Raw genomic sequence first — 19,006 nt, forward strand, 5'->3', positions numbered from 1 at the left:
TTTACATGCCGATGGAGTCGAGCCGGCTGAGCGCATCGTGCGCGGCCGGTTCGGAACGGTGGCGGGTCAGCAGCTCGGCGCGGGCGGCGTCGAGCCCGGTGCAGCTTTGCGCGACATTGGTCTCGATCTGGGCGCGGCGCTCGGCATCATAGGGTTCCTCACCCGCCCAATGCTCGCAGTCGGCATGACGGACCAGGTATCGCTGCACATCGGCCGGCAGGCCGCGCGCCTCGGGATAGGTCTGGAGCTCGGTCTCGTTCAGGCCCGGGTCGATTGCGGTCTCGGTCGCATTGACCGGGGCGGCGGGCGCAGGCGCTGGTGCCGGCGCGGCGAGGGGCAGGGCAGGTGCCGCGACATTGGTGGGAGCCTCGTTGCCGACGACCACGCTTCCGCCGCCGCCACAGGCGGTGCAGGCAAGTGCGAGCAACAGGACCGCACGCTTCACTTGCGCTCGTCCCATTGGCGGATCTGGCCATCTGCCGCGATCAGCCGCTCGACGATCGGGCGGGTTGCGGCGTCACGACAGCCGAAATCGAAGCGAAGCTCGGCCGGGCCGCGCGGCTCATGCCAGATCACGTTGCCATAGGGCTGGTCGGTGATCCGCTCGGCGCAGCTCAGCGTCTCGCCGGCATGTCGCCGTGCCGGCGCGAGCAGGGCGCGGATCTTTGCATAGCCGCGCGCGCCGACCTTGAAGCTGGTCGTGCGGACCTCGGTCCGGCGCTCCAGCGTGGAGCTGCGGTAGGTGACCTGGCCCTTCCGGTCGATCGTCCAGACCGACACCGGATGCCCCCAGGACGAGATGCTGACCTCGATCGATCCCGAAGGGGCCTTCGGCACGTCGCCCCCGCCCGTCAGGAGACAGGCGGCGGCACCAAGGATCAGCGCTCCGAACCGTCGCATGTCAGGCAGCCTCCCGGATCACGTCGAGGAAGGCCGAACCATAGGCCTCGAGCTTGCGTGCGCCAACGCCCGAGATGCGGCCGAGCTCGCCGATCGACCGCGGCCGGGCGGACGCCATGTCGCGCAGCACCGAATCGTGGAAGATGACATAGGGCGGCACCTGCGCCTCCTGTGCCAGCTCGCGCCGCTTCGCGCGCAGCGCCTCGAACAGCGGATCGCCGACCGGATTGGGCTCACCGCCCGCCTTGCCGCGCCGCCGCCGCTCGCGCTTGGGCGGCAGGACCAGCGACAGCGTCTTTTCACCCTTCAGGATCGGCCGCGCCTCGGGACCGAATTCCAGCCCGCCATGGGCATTGGTGCGCAGCGCGTCGCGCAGCAGCAAGGCGCGGGCGACCGGCTTCACCAGCGCGACCTCGTCACCCTCGACGATGCCGAATACCGACAGCGACTCGTGACCGTTCATCAGGCTGCGCTCGCTCGACTGGCCGAGCAGGATCGCCTCGATATAGCCGGTGCCGTACATCATGCCGGTGCGGAAGACCGCCGACAGGAATTTCTGCGCCGTCACCGTCGCGTCGATCGCGCTGGGCGGGCTGAGACAATTGTCGCAATTGCCGCAAGTCTCGGGCGCGTCCTCGCCGAAATGCTTCAGCAGGATGCGGCGGCGGCACCCAGCGGTCTCGACCAGCGCGCCGAGTGCGGTCAGCCGGGCACGCTCGCCGGGCTGGCGCGCGGCTTCGACCTCGCCGATCCGCTGGCGGGCGCGGGCGAAGTCGTCGGCGCCCCAGAATAGTTGCGCGACCGCCGGATCGCCGTCGCGGCCGGCGCGACCGGTTTCCTGATAATAGCCCTCGATCGACTTGGGCAGACCGGCATGAACGACGAAGCGGACATCGGGCTTGTCGATCCCCATGCCGAACGCGACCGTCGCGACGATCACCATGTCCTCGCTGGCGACGAACGCCGCCTGATTGCGGCGCCGGATCTCGGGATCGAGCCCGGCATGATAGGGCAGGACCGGCCGGCCGGCGCCGCTCAGCCGCTCGGCAAGTTTCTCGACGCCGGCACGCGTCTGGGCATAGACGATACCCGGTCCCTGCTGCCCGGCGATGAACTCGGCGACCTGCGCATTGGTGTTCTCGCGCGGGGTAATGGCGTAGCGGATGTTCGGCCGGTCGAACCCGGCGACGATCAGTCCGTCGCGCGGGATGCCGAGCTGCTCGAGAATGTCCGCCTGCGTATGCGCGTCGGCGGTCGCGGTCAGCGCGAGCCGGGGCACCTCGGGGAAACTGTCGAGCAGCGGTCGCAGCAGGCGATAGTCGGGGCGGAAATCATGGCCCCATTCGGACACGCAATGCGCCTCGTCGATCGCGAACAGGGCCAGCTTCGACTGCCGCAGCAGGTTGCGGAAGCTCTCGTTCGAGGCGCGTTCGGGCGCGACATAGAGCAGGTCGAGTTCGCCCGCGCGGAACCGGGCGATCGTTTCGTCGCGATTCTCATCGACGCTGGTCAGCGTGGCGGCGCGGATGCCCACCGCCTCGGCGGCGCGCAGCTGGTCGTGCATCAGCGCGATCAGCGGCGACACGACCAGACAGGTGCCGTCCAGCGCGAGCGAGGGCAGCTGGTAACAGAGCGACTTGCCCGCGCCGGTCGGCATCACCGCCAGCGTGTTGCGCCCGTCCAGCACGCGGCCGACCACCTGGTCCTGCACTCCGCGAAAACTGCGGAAGCCGAAGGTTTCATGGAGAATGTCGAGGGGATCGCGGGTCACGATGCTGGCCTAGGCGCGGTTGGCCATGTTAGCCAACCCCCGATGGACAGCGAAATCACGAACAATGCGGCCGCGAGTCGCTACGAGACGGTGGTCGACGGCATCACTGCCTATGCCGCCTATACGGTGGCCGACGATGTCGTCACCTTCACCCACACGATCGTGCCCGAGGAGCTGGGCGGACGCGGGATCGCCTCGCGCCTGATCCGCCATGCGCTTGACGACGTCCGCTCGCGCGGGCTGAAGGTCGTGCCGCGCTGCCCGTTCGTCGCCGCCTATATCGAGAAGCATCCCGAATATCGCGACCTGGTCGCGTAACCACAATCCCCAGTTTATCGACGAGCGGGGCACGGAAGCTCTTGCCCTGTCGCCCCGCCTTCCCCCAAGGCTTCCCGCGATGACGGTGAGCGTGGACATGGGGCAGGACGCATCGGGCGCGCCGGTGCCGATCGATCTCGAGGAGCTGCTCGCCACCCGCCTGCTCGTCCAGGGCAATTCGGGATCGGGCAAGTCGCACCTGCTGCGCCGCCTGCTCGAAAAGAGCGCCGGCCATGTCCAGCAGGTGGTGATCGATCCCGAGGGCGACTTCGTCACGCTTGCCGACCGCTATGGCCATATCGCGATCGAGGCGGTCGACTATTCCGAACGCGAGGTCGTCCGCTTCGCCCAGCGGATCCGCGAGCATCGTGCCTCGGTCGTGCTCAGCCTGGAAGGGCTCGAGGCCGAGGGGCAGATGCGCTGCGCCGCCGCCTTCCTCAACGGGCTGTTCGATGCGCCGCGCGATCACTGGTATCCCGCGCTGGTGGTGGTCGACGAGGCGCAGCTGTTCGCTCCCGCCGGCGGCGGCGAAGTGGCCGAGGAGGTGCGCCGCGCCTCGCTGTCGGCGATGACCAATTTGATGTGCCGCGGCCGCAAGCGCGGGCTGGCGGGTGTGATCGCGACGCAGCGGCTGGCGAAACTGGCCAAGAATGTCGCGGCGGAAGCGTCGAACTTCCTGATGGGCCGCACTTTCCTCGACATCGACATGGCGCGCGCGTCCGACCTGCTGGGCATGGAGCGCCGCCAAGCCGAACAGATCCGCGACCTTCAGCGCGGCGTTTTCCTGGCGCTCGGCCCTGCCGTGTCGCGCCGGCCGGTCTCGATCCGGATCGGCGCGGTCGAGACCAGCGCGCGCAGCTCCAGCCCGAAGCTGGTGCCGCTTCCGCAAGCGCCGAGCGAGGAATTGAAGGACCTGCTCCTCGCCCCGGCAGAGCCGAGCTGGAGCCCGCCACCGCCGCCGGCCGAGCCGGTCGCGCCCAGGCTCGCGTCGGACACCCTGCTCGAGGCGCTTGCGGCGTCGGTGCCGTCGCGCGCCGAGCCCGAGCCGGAGCGCGATCCCGAAGAAGTGGCGACGGCAATTGCCGATGTGCTGCGCGATATCGTCGAGGACAGCGAGTCGACGCTGCGCTCGTCGTCGGTCCTCTATCAGGATTTCCTCGTTCGCTGCCGGATGGTCGGGCTGACGCGCCCGCCGCTGAACCTGTCCCAGTTCGTGCGGCGGCTGTCGGCGGCGCGCGCCGGCATTCATGGCGAGCCCGAGGGCGAGTGGGCCGAGGCGCTGGAAGCGGCGCGGGCGCTGCCGGACGACATGCTCGGGCCGTTCCTGCTGGTCGCGCGTGCGGCGCGCGACGGCGAACCCTGTCCCAGCGATACCGAACTGGCGGCCAGCTATGGCACCAGTTCGCTCGGTCGCGTCCGCCGGCTGATCGCCTATATCGAAAGCCGCGAGCTGTTCGTGCTGCGCACCGACCTGTCGGGCAAGCGATCGATCACCATCCCGCGACTGGGATGGACCACCCAGCCGTCCGACGTCGCCTGAGTTTCGCCGCGATCCTGCCGGGATCGCTCGTCACGCTGGCGCAATGATCCGCTCGCTCGCTGCGCTCGCCCTGGTGCCGCTGGTTGCTGCCGACGCGGCGCCGCTGACCGTCGAGGGGGATCGCACCTATGACGCGGTCGTACGCGGCGTGCCTGCGCGGATCCGGATCGATCCGGGTGCGCCGTCGATGCCGGTAATCAACCCCGATCTGGCGGCACGGGCCGGCGTGAATGGCGGGCTGCTGTCGCCCCGTGTCTCGATCGGACCGGTCAGGCTGACCGGCAAATCCTCGGTCCTGTCGTTCGACCTGGCCGGAAGTGGGCCGTTCGACCGCCGGGCAAGCTGGTTCGATGCACGCTGGGTCGAGGGCGCGGACGGAACGATCGGCCCCGGCGGCATGCCCGCCGCGATCGTCCGGTTCCAGCTTCGCGCCGCGCAGCCGGACGAGCGCCAGGTCAGCCTGCCGCTGGCCGATTTCGGCTGGAGCGGCATGGGTGTGCGGGTCGATGTCGGCGGGCAGCCGCTGGTCGTGCGCTTCACGCCGGAGCGCGAGTATAGCGTCGCGACCGCAAGTGCCGGTGCGTTGATCGCAGGCGCACATCGTGGCGCGTTCGATCGGCCGGCGGAGTCGATGCCGATCCGGCTGGAGGTGGTTCGACCGGTGCGCCACATGAAGCTCGCCGATCCGCTGACCGTCGGTGCGATCATGCTGGAGGGGCTGATGGTCCGCACCGCCGATTTCGGCAACGCCGCGGGTATTCCGGAGGGCGATCAGCCCGAGCCGGACCCCGACGAGATCGTCGTGACCGGCACGAAGAAGATGAAGAAGCGCGAGCTGCGGCTGGAGATCGGCCGCGACGCGCTCGACCGCTGCTCGTCGATCATATTCGACAAGCGGGCGAAGACGGTGACGCTCAGCTGCCGTTGAAGCGTGCGATGGACCGGCGCAGCCACGCCTCGGTCTCGGCCGGATAGACGACCTGAAGCATATGGCCGCCCTCGACCAGGTCGATCGTTGCGCCGGGGATCGCTGCCGCTGTGTCGGACCCGTGGAGCTCGGGGTCGAGCACTTCGTCGCCATAGCCATAGAGGATCGCGACCGGGACCTCGATCGTGCCGTAACGCTGGGAAAGGCGCGTCATCGATGCGCCGGCCATGCCCAGCTCGAACGACCCCGACTGGAAGCTGCGCGGGCGCAGCGACAGCGCAGCGCCGCCGCGCGTTCCGAAGTCGGCAGGGACCGGATCGGGGGCGAAGACCCGCGCGGTTCGGGCGGCGCCGGTGCGCATCCCGATCGGCGTCGCGATCGTCCAGGCAAGCGGCGTGCGCAGCGGGGAGGGAACATGCATCGGCTTGAACACCTCGGGCGGTCGCTCGGCCGGGTGCGTATAGGGCGCGATCAGCGCGAGCCCGCGGATCAGTTCGGGATGGGCGATGCCGACCGCGAGCGATACCGCGCCGCCCATCGAATGGCCGACCAGAACCGGCTTCTCCAGGCCCAGCTTGCGGATGAAGGCAGCGACGATCTCGCCCTGCGCTTCGATGTCGGGCCGGGGACTGATCATGGTCGAATGGCCCCAGCCGGGCCGGTCGATCACGATGACGCGGTGATCGACCGCCATCCGCTCCGCGAGATCGGCGAAATTGCGCAGCTGGCCCAGCAGACCGTGGATCATGACGATCGGCGGGCCCGATCCCTGATCGGTATAGTGGATTCTCGCATTGCCGAGGTCGACGGTCGTGCCGTCGGCGGGAATGAGCTTCTCGACCCCGCGCGCTACATGACCGGCCCACCAGGCGAGTCCGGCCAGGATCAGCACGACGATCCCCAGGATCCAGATCAGTGCGGCCATTCGCCTCTCCCTTGTCCGCGCGCTGACGGCGCTTCGGCACAGGGTGGACTCGAACGCCGCGGCCTGCAAGCGTGGCGGCAACCACGGAGAGCGATCATGTCCCTGACCCTCTATGCCCATCCCTTTTCCTCCTATTGCCAGAAGGTGCTGATGGCGCTGTGGGAGAATGACACGCCCTTCGCCTATCGCCACATGGAGGAGCCGGGTGCGGGCGAGGAACTGGCGGCTTTGTGGCCGATCGGGAAATTCCCGGTGCTCGTCGACGGCGGCCGGACGGTCGTCGAGACCAGCATCATCATCGAGCATCTCGACCAGCAGCATCGCGGCGCGGTGCGCTTCCTGCCGGACGATCCCGTGGCCGCGCTGGAAGTAAGGCTGCTCGACCGCTTCTTCGATTCCTATGTCATGAACGTGACGACGCTGCCGGTCAGCGAAGCGCTGCGACCGGAACCGGACCGGCTCGACGAGATCAGGCAGAAGGCGATCGCCTCGCTCGACATTGCCTATGGCTGGCTGGAGCGCCGGCTCGCGGGACGCGAATGGGCAGCTGGCGACGGTTTCTCGCTCGCCGATTGCGCGGCGGCACCGTCGCTTTTCTATGCCGACTGGGTCAATCCGATCGGTGACGCCTATCCTTGGCTGCGCGCCTATCGCGCGCGATTGCTGCAACGCCCGTCCTTTGCGCGGGCGATGGAAGAGGGGCGAAAGTACCGCCATTATTTCCCGCTCGGTGCGCCCGATCGCGATTGAGCGGGCGCCCCTGACGGTTCAGGCGGGCATTTCGACCGGGTCGGCGCTCTCGTCGCCATCCGCCTGCTCCTGCGCCTGGCGCGCCCACATCTCGGCATAGAGGCCGTCGCGGCGCAGCAGTTCGGCATGCGTGCCCTGTTCGGCGACGCGCCCGCTTTCCAGCACGATGATCCGGTCGGCATGGACCACGGTCGACAGGCGGTGGGCGATGACGATCGTGGTGCGGCCGCGCTCGATCGCCTCCAGCGTGGCCTGGATATCGGCCTCGGTCCGGCTGTCGAGCGCGCTGGTCGCTTCGTCCAGGATCAGGATCGGCGGATCCTTGACCAGGGTCCGGGCGATCGCGACCCGCTGCTTCTCGCCGCCCGACAATTTCAGCCCGCGTTCGCCGACGCGCGTGTCGAACCCCTCGGGCAGCGCCTGGATGAAGCCGGCGATCGCGGCGCCGCGCGCGGCGGCGGCAACTTGCTCCGGCGTCGCGCCTTCGCGGCCATAGGCGATGTTGTAGCCGATCGTGTCGTTGAACAGCACCGTGTCCTGCGGAACGATGCCGATCGCGGCGCGCAGGCTGTCCTGCTTGACCTGGGCGATGTCCTGACCGTCGATCGTGACGCGCCCGCCGGTCAGGTCGTAGAAACGGTACAGGATCCGCGCGAGCGTCGACTTGCCGGCGCCCGAGGGCCCGACCACCGCGACGGTACTGCCCGCCGGGATGTCGAGGTCGATGCCCTTCAGGATCTCGCGATCGGGGTCATAGCCGAAGCGGACATTCTCGAACCTGACATGACCGCTGGTGACGCTGAGCGGCCGGGCGTCGGGCGCGTCCTTCACCTCGGCATCGGTGTCGATCAGGTCGAACATGCTGCCCATGTCGATCACGCCCTGGCGGATCGTGCGATAGACCATGCCGAGCAGGTCGAGCGGCCGGAACAACTGGGTCAGCAGGGTGGAGACCAGCACGACGTCACCCGGGCTGAACTGGCCGGTCGACCAGCCAAAGACGATCAGCCCCATGCCGGCGGCAAGCATCGTGCCGGTGATCAACGCCTGGCCGATATTGAGCCAGGCGAGCGAATTCTCGCTGACCGTCGCTGCCTTGGCATAGGCGGTGACGGCATCTTCGTAGCGCTTCGCCTCGCGGACCTCGGCGTTGAAATATTTCACCGTCTCGAAATTCAGAAGCGAATCGACCGCGTGCGCGACCGCGCCGGTATCGAGGTCGTTCATCTGTGCGCGCAGCTTGGCGCGCCAGTCGGTGACCCAGCGGGTGAAGGCGATATAGACCACCACCATCGCGACAGTGCCGATCACCAGCCAGCCGGAAAAGCGCGTCCAGAAGATGCCCAGCACCATGCCGAGTTCGAGGATCGTCGGCGCGATGTTGAACAGCAGGAAATACAGCATCGTGTCGATGCTCTTCGTCCCGCGCTCGATCACCTTGGTCACTGCACCGGTGCGCCGCTCCAGATGGAAGCGCAGCGACAGGCGGTGGAGGTGGCGGAACACGTCGGCGGCAAGCCGCCGGGTCGCATCCTGTCCGACGCGTTCGAATACCGCGTTGCGCAGATTGTCGAACAAGGTGGTGGCGAATCGCGCCAGCGCATAGCCGGCGACGAGCGCGACCACGAGCCACAGCGCGTCGCGCGATCCGGCGGCCATCCGGTCGATCGCGCCCTGCAGTGCGAACGGCGCGCCATAGACCTGGACGACCTTCGACAGGACGACCAGCGTCAGGGCAATGACGATGCGCAGCCGCAGCGCCGCAGCGTCGCGCGGCCACAGATAGGGCAGGAAGCGTTTCAGCGTGCCCCAGAGCGGTCGTTCCGGGCCCGGTTCATAATTTTGCGGAGGCATCAAGCGGCATTTGGGACGCCTGGCGCGGCAATGCAACGGTTGGGCGGAACGGCAGGCCGCCAGGCACGTTTCTTATCCTGAAGGAGCGAGGCGATGGAGCCTGTCTATTTCGTGATGGCGATCCTGGGATGCAGCGACGACGGCATGGCCTGCCGCCAGGCCCGGATCGAGCCGGTGCGCTACGAAAATGCCGCGAAATGCCAGGCGGCGATCGACAGCGTCCTGCCCCGCCAGACCGACCTGGACTTCCCGATGGTTGGTGCATCCTGCCAGGCGCAGGGCGGCCGTGTCGCCGAGCGGAATCGCACCACCCCGCAGTCCGGCGGCTGACCGATCCGGCCTAGCGCGGGCGGGTCCACAGCCCGTCGCGCGGCGTGGGAGGATAGAGTGCCGCTCGGCGCCGTGCCTCGTAGAAGGACCGGCCGATCGCAGCCAGCTTCTCCATCGCCGATGTCGAGACGCGGTGATCCCAGGCATGATCGCCCGCCTTGGCCACCTTGCGGGCGATACCGCCATAGATCCGTGCCGCCGCAAGCACCGCCCAGGCGGAGCGGAAACTGAGCGCCGGCGTGCCTGACCGCGCACTTGCCTCATAGGCCTCCGCCTGGCTCGTCAGGCGCCGTGCGAGCATCGTCAGCCGTTGCCGGAAGGGCGGCTTGAGCTGTTCGCCGGGCGGGATATCGACCTCGACCAGCCATTCGATCGGCAGGTAGCAGCGCTCGGCCCGCGCATCCTCGGCGATGTCGCGTGCGATATTGGCCAGCTGGAAGGCGAGGCCCAGGTCGCAGGCCCGGTCGAGCGTCTCTTCGTCGTCGGGGCTGACCCCCATCACCACCGCCATCATGCATCCGACCGCGCCGGCCACATGATAGCAATAGCGGTGGAGGTCCTCCTCGCTGCGCGGGCGCCAGTCGGCCGCATCGAGCGCGAAGCCGTCGATCACGTCCCAAACGAGACGATGCGGCATGCCGGTTTCCTCCACGACGATGCGCAGCGCATCGAAGGCGGGATCGCCGACCCATTCGCCGTCCAGCGCCGCGCGGGTCCGATTACGGATCGTCGCCAGCCGCGCTTCGGGATCCTCGACGCGGATCATGTCATGGCCGTGATCCTGTCCGTCGGCCAGATCGTCGCAGGCGCGGCACCAGGCATAGAGCAGCCAGGCGCGCTCACGCGTGCGCCGGTCGAACAGCCGGCTGGCGGCGGCGAAGCTGCGCGATCCGCGCGCGATCGATTCCCCCGCGGTCGCAACGATCGCGGCACGTGAGGGGAAGGTCTGGCTCACAGATCGTCGCGCTTCATATGGATGATCGGAACCGTCGGACCGGCATTCGCCATCAGCTCGAGCAGTCCGTCGAGCGTGTCGTCGACCAGCAGCAGCTTCTGATGCTGTGGCCGGACGAAACCGACCTGGCCCATATGATCCCAGAACTCGACCAGCTTGTCATAATAGCCGGCGATGTTGAGCAGCCCGATCGGATCGCTGTGATAGCCCAGCTGTGCCCAGCTGAGCGCTTCCCACAATTCGTCCATCGTGCCGGTGCCGCCGGGCAGGTTGATGAACCCGTCGGCCAGTTCGGTGAAACGCGCCTTGCGCTCGTGCATCGTCTCTACGACTTCCAGCGCGGTCAGGTCGTGATGCGCGACCTCGGCATTGACCAGCGCGGTCGGGATCACGCCGATCACCTCGCCGCCCGCCGCCAGCGCGCTGTCGGCGACCGCGCCCATCAGGCCCAGCCGCCCGCCGCCATAGACGACGCCGATCCCGCGTTTCGCCAGACCGTGGCCGACCATGCGCGCCGCCTCGATATAGACGGGGTCCGCGGGGGTGGCCGATCCGCAATAGACGGCGATACGCTTCACTTCAGGTCTCCAAGCATCAGGTCCGCGGTCGCCTTGGCGCTCCCGACGACCCCGGGGATGCCGGCGCCGGGATGGGTGCCCGCGCCGACGAAATACAGGTTCGAGATCGCGTCGTCGCGATTGTGGGTCCGGAAATAGGCGCTCTGCGTCAGGATCGGCTCGAGGCTGAAGGCGGAGCCGAGATGCGCGTTGAGCTCGCTCACGAAATCGGTCGGCGCGAAATGGAATTTGGTGACGATCCGCTCCTGCAGGTCGGGGATCAGCCGCTTGGCCACCTCGGCCAGGACGCGCTGTGCCAGCACTGGTCCGACCTCGGCCCAGTCCGCCGGAAACTTGCCGAGATGCGGCACGGGTACCAGCGCATAGAAGGTCGAATGCCCCTCAGGCGCCATTGCCGGATCGCTTGCCGTCGGATGGTGGAGATAGATCGAGAAATCCTCGCTCACCACACCGTGGTCATAAATGTCCTCGAGCAGCCCCTTGTAGCGCGGGCCGAACAGGATCGAATGGTGCGGAATATCGGGGAAGGTCCCGCGCACTCCGAAATGCACGACGAACAGCGACGGCGAGAAGCGCTTCGCCTCCATGCGCGACGCGGTCCGCTGGGCGCTGCGCGATCCCTTCAGCAGCTCGCGATAGCTGTGGACGACATCGGCATTGGTCGCGACCGCATCGGCCTCGAACTGCTCGCCGCTGCGGGTACGCACGCCGGTGACGCGCTCGCCCAGCGTATCGATCGCCTCGACCGGATCGCCCAGGCGGATCGTGCCGCCCAGCCGCTCGAACAGCGCGACCATGCCGGCGATCAGCCGGTTGGTGCCGCCCATCGCCCACCACACGCCGCCGTCGCGCTCCAGCTTGTGGATCAGCGCATAGATCGAGCTCGACTTCATCGGATTGCCGCCGATCAGCAGCGTGTGGAAGCTCAGCGCCTCGCGCAGCTTCTCGTTCTTCACATAGCTGGAGACGACCGAATAGACCGACCGCCACGCCTGGTGCCGCATCAGCGAGGGCGCCGCCTTGATCATCGACTTGAAGTCGAGGAACGCGACCTGGCCCAGCTTCACATAGCCGTCCTCATAGACTCCGGCCGAATAGGCCAGGAAGCGGCGATAGCCCTCGACATCCTCGGGCGACAGCCGGGCAAGCTCGGCTCGCAGCTGGACGTCGTCGTTCGAATAGTCGAACTGCGTCCCGTCGGGCCAGGACAGGCGGTAGAAGGGCGTGACGGGGACGAGCTTCACATCCTCGCCGATGTCGCGGCCCGACAGGCGCCACAGCTCGCGCAGCGTGTCGGGCGCGGTAATCACCGTCGGCCCGGCATCGAAGGTGAAGCCGTCGCGTTCCCAGAAATAGCCGCGCCCGCCCGGCTTGTCCCGACCCTCGATCACGACGGTCTCGATCCCTGCGGACTGCAGGCGGATGGCCAGCGCCAACCCCCCGAATCCGGCACCCACGACGATTGCCCGTTTCACCTTCTCATACTCCGAATCGCCGAAATCGCCCGCCCGATCGGAACCGGCGGTTTGCCGGACAGGACGCGCAGCCGATCGAACAGGGTGGACTGGCCGGCATAGAATCGCGCGATCAGTCCGGGATCGAGCGTATAGAAGCGTTCGAGCACGCGATAGCGTTCTGCGGGCTCGGCGGCGCGAAACAGCATCGCGGTCAGCATCCGGTAGAAGCCGCGGTCGCGCCAGCACTGGCGCGCGTGGCGATACAGCAGGTCGTGCAGCCCCGCGCCCGACAGGTCGCTGGCCTTGGCCACCAGCGCCGCGGTGCGCACCGCGTCGGGCAGGGAATAGCTGGTCAGCGGGTGGAACATCCCGCCGCGAACGCCCGCCTTGGCGATATCGTTGCCGCTGCGCGCCCAATAAGCCTGGAAATCGCCGCCCATCACCACTGGCAGCGATCCGATCTCCTCGCGAACCACGCACTCGACCGGCCAGCCATGCGCCGCGGCATAGGCGTCGATCCGCTCGCGCATGCCGGCCGCGTCGGGTTCGGGGCCGTCGCTGTAATAGGTGTCTTCGAGGAACATTGTCGTCGCCGCGAAGGGGAGGGCGTACATGAAGCGATAGCCGTCGATCTGCTCCACGGTCGCGTCCATCACGATCGGGCGGGGCAGGTCATGCGGGTCGGCCAGCGCGAGTTCGCGGCCGAGGAATTTCTGCCACCCCGTGTCGAGCGCCGAGAGATCGCCCGCGCCCCGGCAATCGATCACCCCCTGGGCCTCGACCTGGTCGCCATCGGCAAGGATGACGGTGGTGTTGCTCAGATCGGCAACCTGGCGGCGGGTCAGCACCGTGCCCGGGGCAAGCGTCTCGGTCGCATAGCGGTCCAGCCGCTCGCTCTCGATCGAATAATAGGCGGAGTCGAGCGTGCGCCGGTGCGCCGGAAAGGCGATGTCATAGCCCTTCCACCCGTGGCAGACGAGCGGCGCGGTCAGCCAGCGATCGGCCGGCGCGATGTCGCTGGCGAAGAAGGACCAGAGATGATTGCCGCCAAGGGCCGGTCCGCGCTCGATCAGCTTGAGCCGCAGGTCGGGCCGCTTGCGCGCCAGCGCCAGCGCGATGAGCGTGCCCGAAAGGCCGCCGCCGACAATCGCAACGTCACAGGAATGAATGGCGGGCATGCCCGGCGCCTAGCCCAATGGCCGGGCGCTGACAAATGCCCCCTCCGGTACCGGCAGTCGAGGCCGGGCCGGAGGGGCAGGAAGGTGGGAGCGGGGCGAGATGCTGCCCAACTCCACAAGGATTGCATCATGCCGCCTCGAGCAGCGGCCATTCGTCGCGCATCGCGCGTTCCACCGACGGGCGGGTGCGCAGCGCTGCGCGGTAGCGGTCCAGCGCCGGGTAGGAGGCGAGCGTCAGGCCCGCCGTCTCGACCCAGTTGAGCACGGCCAGCAGATAGGCGTCGGCGACGGTGAAGCGCTGCTCGAGATAAGCCTGGCCGGCGAGGTGGCGTTCGAGCCGCTGGAGCGGCCTGGGCGCATGGGCGATCGCGGCGGCGCGCTCCTCGGGGCCGGCGCTCTTGCCCAGCAAGGGGGCGAACACCGCCTTGTGCAGCTCGGTCGAGATGAAGTTGAGCCAGGCGATCATCCGGTAATGCGCGTCGGAGAAGTTGAGGAAGGACAGGGCACCTTCGGGCGCGAGCTCGGCGATATAGGTCAGCACCGCCGGCCCCTCGGTCAGCACGAAGCCGGCGGGGGTCTCGATCGCCGGGACATAGCCCATCGGGCTGATCTCGCTGAAGTGCCGGCCATCGGGCAGCCGGCCGTCCGCGGGCACTGCGATATAATCGGCATCGAGCCCGGCTTCCTCCAGTGCGATCCGCGCGGCGAGCGAGCAGGCAAAGGGCTTGAAATAGAGTTTCATGGTCGCGGACACCGCTGACTTGATTTCTTTACGATTCCGCATGAAAATCTTCGGGTCAAGGAATTTTATGCAAACTCGCAAAGAAAACAGTTCGCGTCCCAGAGGACGACCGCGCAATTTCGATCGGGACGCAGTGCTGACCACGGCGTCGGCGCGCTTTCGCAGCCGCGGTTTCTCCGGCACCTCGCTCGACGAGCTCGCCGAGGCGACGGGGGTTGCCCGGCCCAGCCTGGCGGCTGCGTTCGGCGACAAGCGGGCGATGTATCTGGCTGCGCTCGACCGGACCCATGCCTGGCTGACCGAGAGTTTCGGAGCGCTGCACGCCGCCAACCTGCCGCTGCGCGCGATGCTGGAGCGGATGTTCGGCTTTTCGATCAACCTCTATCTCGGGGGCGAGTTCGGTCCCTCGGGCTGCATCGCGCTGAACACCGCGGTTGCCGAAGCAGTGACCGATCCCGAGATCCGCGCGGCATTGTCGCGCATCCTGGCGCTGGAGGACCGGATGGTGACTGCCCTGCTCGAACAGGCGGGCAGCCCAACCCCGGCGGCGCATGCGCAGGTCGCGGTCAGCGTGCTCCAGGCACTGAGCATCCGCGCCCGCAGCGGTCGCCCGCGCGAGGAACTGGAGGCAGTGGCGGCAAGCTGCATCGACCTGCTCGCGCCGCGTCGCTGAGCGAGCCCCATTGCCCTGCCGGCGGCGGCCCGGCACACATGCGGCATGATCCAGATGCTGCTGTCCGCTTCGATCCTGTTGCTGTCCACGGCATCACAGGACCTTCCTCCGGTCACCTATCCCGACCTGCCCGCCACTGCGGCCGATGCTGCGGGGTTCGTTCCCAAGGGCTGGAAGCTGGAGACGCGTGCGTCCGGCGATCTGAATGGCGACGGGCTGCCTGACCTTGCGCTGGCGCTCAAGCAGACCGATCCGGCGAACCTGTTGCCGAACCGGGCGATGTGTCGGGACAGGATCGATACGAACCCGCGCCTGCTGGCCGTCGCCCTCGCGCAGCGCGGCGGCGGCTATCGCCTGGTCGTGCAGAACCACACGCTGGTGCCACGCTACGACAATAGCTGTGCCGATGACTGGTTCGATTCGGACGGCGAGAGTGGCGGCGGGCTGACGCTGGAGCGCGGTACGGTCCGCGTGCGCCTCGGCCGCTTCATGAGCGCGGGCGGATGGAGCATGGGCGCCACCGACTATATCTTCCGCTGGCAGGACAATGCGCTTCGCCTGATCGGCTTCGATTACTCCAATATCCAGCGCAATACCGGCGAGACGGCGAAGCTGAGCATCAACTATCTGACCCGGCGCGTGCAGATTTCGCGCGGCTCGATCGACAGCGACAAGGACAAGACCATCTGGTCGCGGCTGCCCCCCGGCCCGCTGCTGACGATCGATCAGGTGGGCGACGGGATGGAGTTCGATCCGCAGGGGCTGGTGAGCAGGCTCTAGCATGACGGCTGTCCGAGAACCGATCCGGACGCCGCGTCCCGCCTTGCTCGCGGCGCTGGCGGTCGCGGTGCTGGTTCTCATCGTCCTCGTTGCGATGGACCGCCCGCCCATCTGTGCCTGCGGCACGGTCAAGCTGTGGCACGGCACGGTCCAGTCGAGCGAGAACAGCCAGCATCTCGCCGACTGGTACAGCTTCAGCCATGTGATACACGGCTTCCTGTTCTATGGCCTCGCCCATCTGGCATTGCGGGGAGAGGCGCGGCGCTGGGCGCTGCCGCTCGCGGTACTGATCGAGGGCAGCTGGGAGATTCTCGAAAATTCGCCGATCATCATCAACCGCTACCGCGAGGCGACGATCGCGCTGGGCTATTCGGGCGACAGCATCGTCAACTCGATGGCCGATATCGGCTGGATGGCGGTCGGCTTCTGGCTCGCGATGCGGCTGCCGGCGCGGGTCATCGTCGCGCTGGCGATCGGGTTCGAGCTGCTGACGCTGATCCTGATCCGCGACAATCTGACGCTGAACGTGCTGATGCTGGTCTGGCCGGTCGATGCGATCAAGGCGTGGCAGGCGCATCCGCTGCTGGGGTGAATCGCGGCTGACGCGGGCGAGCGCAGCCTGTAGGGCAGGGGGATGAGCATCGCCCTGGCCATCATCCTGTCCGCACTTGCGATGACGCTGATCGTCGGCGTGCGCTACCTGATCGTCAGCGGCGCCTTCGATCTGGCGACGCGCGCGAAGCATCGCGGGCTCTATGCCGGGATGACGCCGCAGATTCGCAAGGAGATTGGCTGGAGCCTGGCGAGCGCGGCGATCTATGGCGTGCCCGCCGGCGTCGTCGCCTGGGGGTGGCAGAATCACGGCTGGACCCGGATCTACACCGATCTGTCCGACTGGCCGCTCTGGTATCTCCCGCTGTCGGTGCTGCTCTATCTGTTCGCGCACGACACTTGGTTCTACTGGACGCATCGCTGGATGCACCGGCCGCGCTGGTTCCGAATCGCCCATGCGGTCCACCATGCCAGTCGCCCGCCGACCGCCTGGGCGGCGATGAGTTTCCATCCGATCGAGGCGCTGACCGGCGCGGTCGTGATCCCGGCGCTGGTGTTCCTGGTCCCGATCCACGTGGGAGCCCTCGGTTTCGTTCTGGCCACCATGACGGTTATGGGGGTCACGAATCACATGGGCTGGGAGCTTTTCCCCCGGTTCATGTGGCGGGGGGTATTGGGCGGATGGCTGATCACGGCCAGCCACCATCAGCGGCATCATGACGAGTATAAGTGCAATTATGGCCTCTATTTCCGTTTCTGGGACCGGCTTTGCGGGACCGACAAGGGCATCGGCAGTTTTGAAAGGCGCGGCCGCACTGGCCGTCGCGCTGCTGCTGCCGGCCGCGGCGCCGGCGACTAGCGGCACGCTGGACATCGAGGTCACCAATCTGCGCTCGACCAAGGGGGTGCTGCGCTTCTGCCTGACGACCGACGCGAAGGCGTTTCCCGACTGCAAGTCGGGCAAGGGGATCGCCAAGACCGTGCCGGCGACCAGCCCGCATGTCCGATTCGACGGCGTCCCGCATGGCACCTATGCGCTGGCGGTCATCCATGACGAGAATGACAACGGCAAGCTCGACACCTTCATGGGGATGCCGCGCGAAGGCTTCGGCTTCTCGCGCAATCCCGGCATCGGGTTCGGCCCGCCGCGCTTCACTTCGGCGAGCTTTGACGTCGTCGCTGCGACAAACGTGCAACAGCAGGTGAAGATTCGGTACCTGTTGTAAGTAAAATTGCGGAGCCAACAGAGGAAAACGGCGTTACGCGCCGGTAACATTCCCCTGGGAGGCTCCCGCCTGTGACGTATCGTGCCGCTTTCCTGTTGCCCGCCCTGCTGATCGCCGCACCGGCCCTTGCGCAGGATGATACCGCTCCGGCTCCGGCGTCCGCCCCGGGCGGGATCGACCCCGAGAAGCTGAACGGCGATTCGCTGCGCATCGGCGTCGTCGCCGGCGTCACGCCCAGCTATGAAGGGTCGGACGATCTGGTCTTCGCGGCGGTCCCCGGCATCCAGGGGCGCGTTTCGGGCATCAATTTCGGCCTGCGCGGCAACCGCGCCTATGCCGACCTGATCCCGACCGACGGTGGCCCGGGCTGGGATTTCCAGGCAGGTCCGATCGTCAGCGTCAATTTCAACCGCAGCCGCCGCAGCACGATCAAGGATCCGCGGGTCCAGGCGCTGCCGATCCGCAAGCTGGCGGTCGAGGTCGGCGGCTATGTCGGCATCGGCAAGCAGGGCGTCTTCACCAGCGACTATGACAAGCTGACCGTCTCGGTCGCCTATACCCATGACATTGCCGGCATCCACCGCAGCGAGGTCATCACCCCCTCGATCGACTATGGCACGCCGCTCAGCACCAAGGCGTTCGTCGGGCTGAACCTGTCGGCCAATTATGTCGGCGATGGCTATGCCCGCACCTATTTCGGCGTGAACAGCCCGGCCGAGGCAGCGGCCAGCGGCCTGCCCCAGTTCGACGCGAAGAAAGGCTGGAAGGACTGGACGCTGTCGGGCGTCGGCGTGGTCTCGCTCACCGGCGACCTGACCGGCGGTCTGGGACTGATGGGGCTGGTGTCGTACCGCCGCATGCTCGAGGATGCGGCGCGCTCCCCGCTGACTAGCCTCGCCGGCTCGAAGGACCAGTGGACCGCGATGGGCGGCCTCGTCTGGACCTTCTGATCGCCGGCTTGCGTGCCGTGTGAACTCGATTAGGCTGCGCCCGGCCCCGGTTCATGGGGTGGGGGGCAGTCTGATGGCCTATAGTGACGGCGAATTGCGGGGTGTCGGCGGGTGGCTCGCCTTCTTCCTGGTGACACTCGGCGCGTTCAGTCCGGCGGTGACCGTTATCTCGGTGCTGATGTTGATGACCAACGGGCAGACGGCCAGCGCGTTCGGCGACGCCTGGGGGACCGTGTTGCGCGCTGAATGGACGATCGCCGCCATTGCCTGTCTTGCCATGTGGTTCGCGGTGTACCGGTTCCTGGCCGTCCGCAACTGGACCACGGTCCTGATCGGCATCGCCGTCATCTGGCTGGTCGCGTCGGTCACGTTGATTGTCGAGCCTCTGATCGTTGCTGGGCTGCTGGGGCTTCCACTCGGTCAGCTCTATGGCGCCATGGGCTTCTCGCTCGTCCGACCGCTGATCTACGCCACGATCTGGACCGCCTATCTGCTCAAATCGGAACGCGTCGCGAATACCTATCGCTATCCGGAGCGGGGCGACGAGGATGCGCTGGCGGAGGTGTTCGACTGAATCGCTTTCCCTGACGCCGCTTCGC

22 protein-coding genes are annotated in these 19,006 nt (G+C 67.5%); 12 read left to right on the forward strand and 10 right to left on the reverse strand.

The features are described 5' to 3' along the window. Position 1 precedes the first annotated feature (1 nt). From ACZ1H8_RS09040 to recQ, 3 genes are read right to left on the reverse strand one after another with little or no spacing between them, the layout of a single operon-like run. Entirely contained in the window at positions 2-445 is a 444-nt protein-coding gene (locus ACZ1H8_RS09040) for a hypothetical protein (protein WP_465180979.1), read from the reverse strand. Next, the gene (locus tag ACZ1H8_RS09045; RefSeq protein ID WP_465180980.1) at positions 442-900 is read right to left on the reverse strand and encodes a hypothetical protein; all 459 of its coding nucleotides are present in this window, start codon (positions 898-900) and stop codon (positions 442-444) included. The genes ACZ1H8_RS09040 and ACZ1H8_RS09045 overlap by 4 nt, the downstream gene beginning before the upstream one ends. Before the next feature lies 1 nt (position 901). After that, positions 902-2,671, reverse strand: coding sequence for a DNA helicase RecQ (recQ, locus tag ACZ1H8_RS09050; RefSeq protein ID WP_465180981.1), 1,770 nt, complete (start codon positions 2,669-2,671; stop codon positions 902-904). Positions 2,672-2,713: 42 nt separating this feature from the next. Between recQ and ACZ1H8_RS09055 the strand changes: the two genes are divergently transcribed. The 3 genes from ACZ1H8_RS09055 to ACZ1H8_RS09065 all read left to right on the forward strand — a co-directional run bounded on the left by ACZ1H8_RS09055 (position 2,714) and on the right by ACZ1H8_RS09065 (position 5,457). Continuing rightward, complete coding sequence (locus ACZ1H8_RS09055) at positions 2,714-2,989, forward strand: GNAT family N-acetyltransferase (RefSeq protein ID WP_465180982.1); 276 nt, start codon at positions 2,714-2,716, stop codon at positions 2,987-2,989. Positions 2,990-3,068: 79 nt separating this feature from the next. Next, on the forward strand, positions 3,069-4,529 hold the full coding sequence (locus tag ACZ1H8_RS09060) for an ATP-binding protein (protein WP_465180983.1): 1,461 nt from the start codon (positions 3,069-3,071) through the stop codon (positions 4,527-4,529). A gap of 43 nt (positions 4,530-4,572) precedes the next feature. Further along, the gene (locus ACZ1H8_RS09065) at positions 4,573-5,457 is read left to right on the forward strand and encodes a hypothetical protein (RefSeq protein WP_465180984.1); all 885 of its coding nucleotides are present in this window, start codon (positions 4,573-4,575) and stop codon (positions 5,455-5,457) included. On the opposite strand, the gene ACZ1H8_RS09070 is transcribed toward ACZ1H8_RS09065, so the two are convergent. Next, entirely contained in the window at positions 5,444-6,382 is a 939-nt protein-coding gene (locus tag ACZ1H8_RS09070) for an alpha/beta fold hydrolase (protein ID WP_465180985.1), read from the reverse strand. The genes ACZ1H8_RS09065 and ACZ1H8_RS09070 overlap by 14 nt on opposite strands. 96 nt (positions 6,383-6,478) lie before the next feature. On the opposite strand from ACZ1H8_RS09070, the gene ACZ1H8_RS09075 reads away from it, so the two are divergent. Further along, positions 6,479-7,132, forward strand: a complete 654-nt coding sequence (locus ACZ1H8_RS09075; protein ID WP_465180986.1) for a glutathione S-transferase family protein — start codon at positions 6,479-6,481, stop codon at positions 7,130-7,132. Between the two features lie 18 nt (positions 7,133-7,150). Here the strand turns inward: ACZ1H8_RS09075 and ACZ1H8_RS09080 are convergent, their stop codons facing one another. Continuing rightward, positions 7,151-8,986 carry an ABCB family ABC transporter ATP-binding protein/permease gene (locus ACZ1H8_RS09080; RefSeq protein ID WP_465180987.1) on the reverse strand — a complete coding sequence of 612 codons (1,836 nt, stop codon included), beginning with the start codon at positions 8,984-8,986 and terminating at the stop codon, positions 7,151-7,153. Positions 8,987-9,079: 93 nt separating this feature from the next. Between ACZ1H8_RS09080 and ACZ1H8_RS09085 the strand changes: the two genes are divergently transcribed. Next, the gene (locus ACZ1H8_RS09085; RefSeq protein ID WP_465180988.1) at positions 9,080-9,316 is read left to right on the forward strand and encodes a hypothetical protein; all 237 of its coding nucleotides are present in this window, start codon (positions 9,080-9,082) and stop codon (positions 9,314-9,316) included. Between the two features lie 10 nt (positions 9,317-9,326). On the opposite strand, the gene ACZ1H8_RS09090 is transcribed toward ACZ1H8_RS09085, so the two are convergent. The 5 genes from ACZ1H8_RS09090 to ACZ1H8_RS09110 form a co-directional block, all read right to left on the reverse strand. After that, positions 9,327-10,271, reverse strand: coding sequence for a phytoene/squalene synthase family protein (locus ACZ1H8_RS09090; protein ID WP_465180989.1), 945 nt, complete (start codon positions 10,269-10,271; stop codon positions 9,327-9,329). Further along, complete coding sequence (locus ACZ1H8_RS09095; protein ID WP_465180990.1) at positions 10,268-10,849, reverse strand: LOG family protein; 582 nt, start codon at positions 10,847-10,849, stop codon at positions 10,268-10,270. The genes ACZ1H8_RS09090 and ACZ1H8_RS09095 overlap by 4 nt, the downstream gene beginning before the upstream one ends. After that, complete coding sequence (locus ACZ1H8_RS09100) at positions 10,846-12,324, reverse strand: phytoene desaturase (RefSeq protein ID WP_465180991.1); 1,479 nt, start codon at positions 12,322-12,324, stop codon at positions 10,846-10,848. Before ACZ1H8_RS09100 ends, ACZ1H8_RS09095 begins: the two co-directional genes overlap by 4 nt. Further along, the gene (gene crtY, locus ACZ1H8_RS09105) at positions 12,321-13,484 is read right to left on the reverse strand and encodes a lycopene beta-cyclase CrtY (RefSeq protein WP_465180992.1); all 1,164 of its coding nucleotides are present in this window, start codon (positions 13,482-13,484) and stop codon (positions 12,321-12,323) included. Before crtY ends, ACZ1H8_RS09100 begins: the two co-directional genes overlap by 4 nt. Positions 13,485-13,611: 127 nt before the next feature. After that, positions 13,612-14,238, reverse strand: a complete 627-nt coding sequence (locus ACZ1H8_RS09110) for a glutathione binding-like protein (protein ID WP_465180993.1) — start codon at positions 14,236-14,238, stop codon at positions 13,612-13,614. A gap of 121 nt (positions 14,239-14,359) precedes the next feature. On the opposite strand from ACZ1H8_RS09110, the gene ACZ1H8_RS09115 reads away from it, so the two are divergent. The 7 genes from ACZ1H8_RS09115 to ACZ1H8_RS09145 all read left to right on the forward strand — a co-directional run bounded on the left by ACZ1H8_RS09115 (position 14,360) and on the right by ACZ1H8_RS09145 (position 18,981). Beyond that, a complete protein-coding gene (locus tag ACZ1H8_RS09115) occupies positions 14,360-14,899 on the forward strand; it encodes a TetR/AcrR family transcriptional regulator (protein ID WP_465180994.1) in 540 nt (179 codons plus the stop codon). A 45-nt stretch (positions 14,900-14,944) separates the two neighbouring features. Continuing rightward, complete coding sequence (locus ACZ1H8_RS09120) at positions 14,945-15,679, forward strand: hypothetical protein (protein ID WP_465180995.1); 735 nt, start codon at positions 14,945-14,947, stop codon at positions 15,677-15,679. 1 nt (position 15,680) lies between these two features. Further along, positions 15,681-16,271, forward strand: coding sequence for a DUF2585 domain-containing protein (locus ACZ1H8_RS09125; RefSeq protein ID WP_465180996.1), 591 nt, complete (start codon positions 15,681-15,683; stop codon positions 16,269-16,271). Between the two features lie 42 nt (positions 16,272-16,313). Beyond that, positions 16,314-17,090 carry a sterol desaturase family protein gene (locus ACZ1H8_RS09130; protein WP_465180997.1) on the forward strand — a complete coding sequence of 259 codons (777 nt, stop codon included), beginning with the start codon at positions 16,314-16,316 and terminating at the stop codon, positions 17,088-17,090. After that, a complete protein-coding gene (locus tag ACZ1H8_RS09135; protein WP_465180998.1) occupies positions 17,029-17,457 on the forward strand; it encodes a DUF2141 domain-containing protein in 429 nt (142 codons plus the stop codon). Before ACZ1H8_RS09130 ends, ACZ1H8_RS09135 begins: the two co-directional genes overlap by 62 nt. Before the next feature lie 71 nt (positions 17,458-17,528). Further along, the gene (locus ACZ1H8_RS09140) at positions 17,529-18,407 is read left to right on the forward strand and encodes a MipA/OmpV family protein (RefSeq protein WP_465180999.1); all 879 of its coding nucleotides are present in this window, start codon (positions 17,529-17,531) and stop codon (positions 18,405-18,407) included. Between the two features lie 73 nt (positions 18,408-18,480). Further along, entirely contained in the window at positions 18,481-18,981 is a 501-nt protein-coding gene (locus tag ACZ1H8_RS09145) for a DUF2569 family protein (protein WP_465181000.1), read from the forward strand. Positions 18,982-19,006: the final 25 nt, after the last annotated feature.

It is taken from the genome of Sphingomonas sp. BL-S-25, from assembly GCF_055521555.1.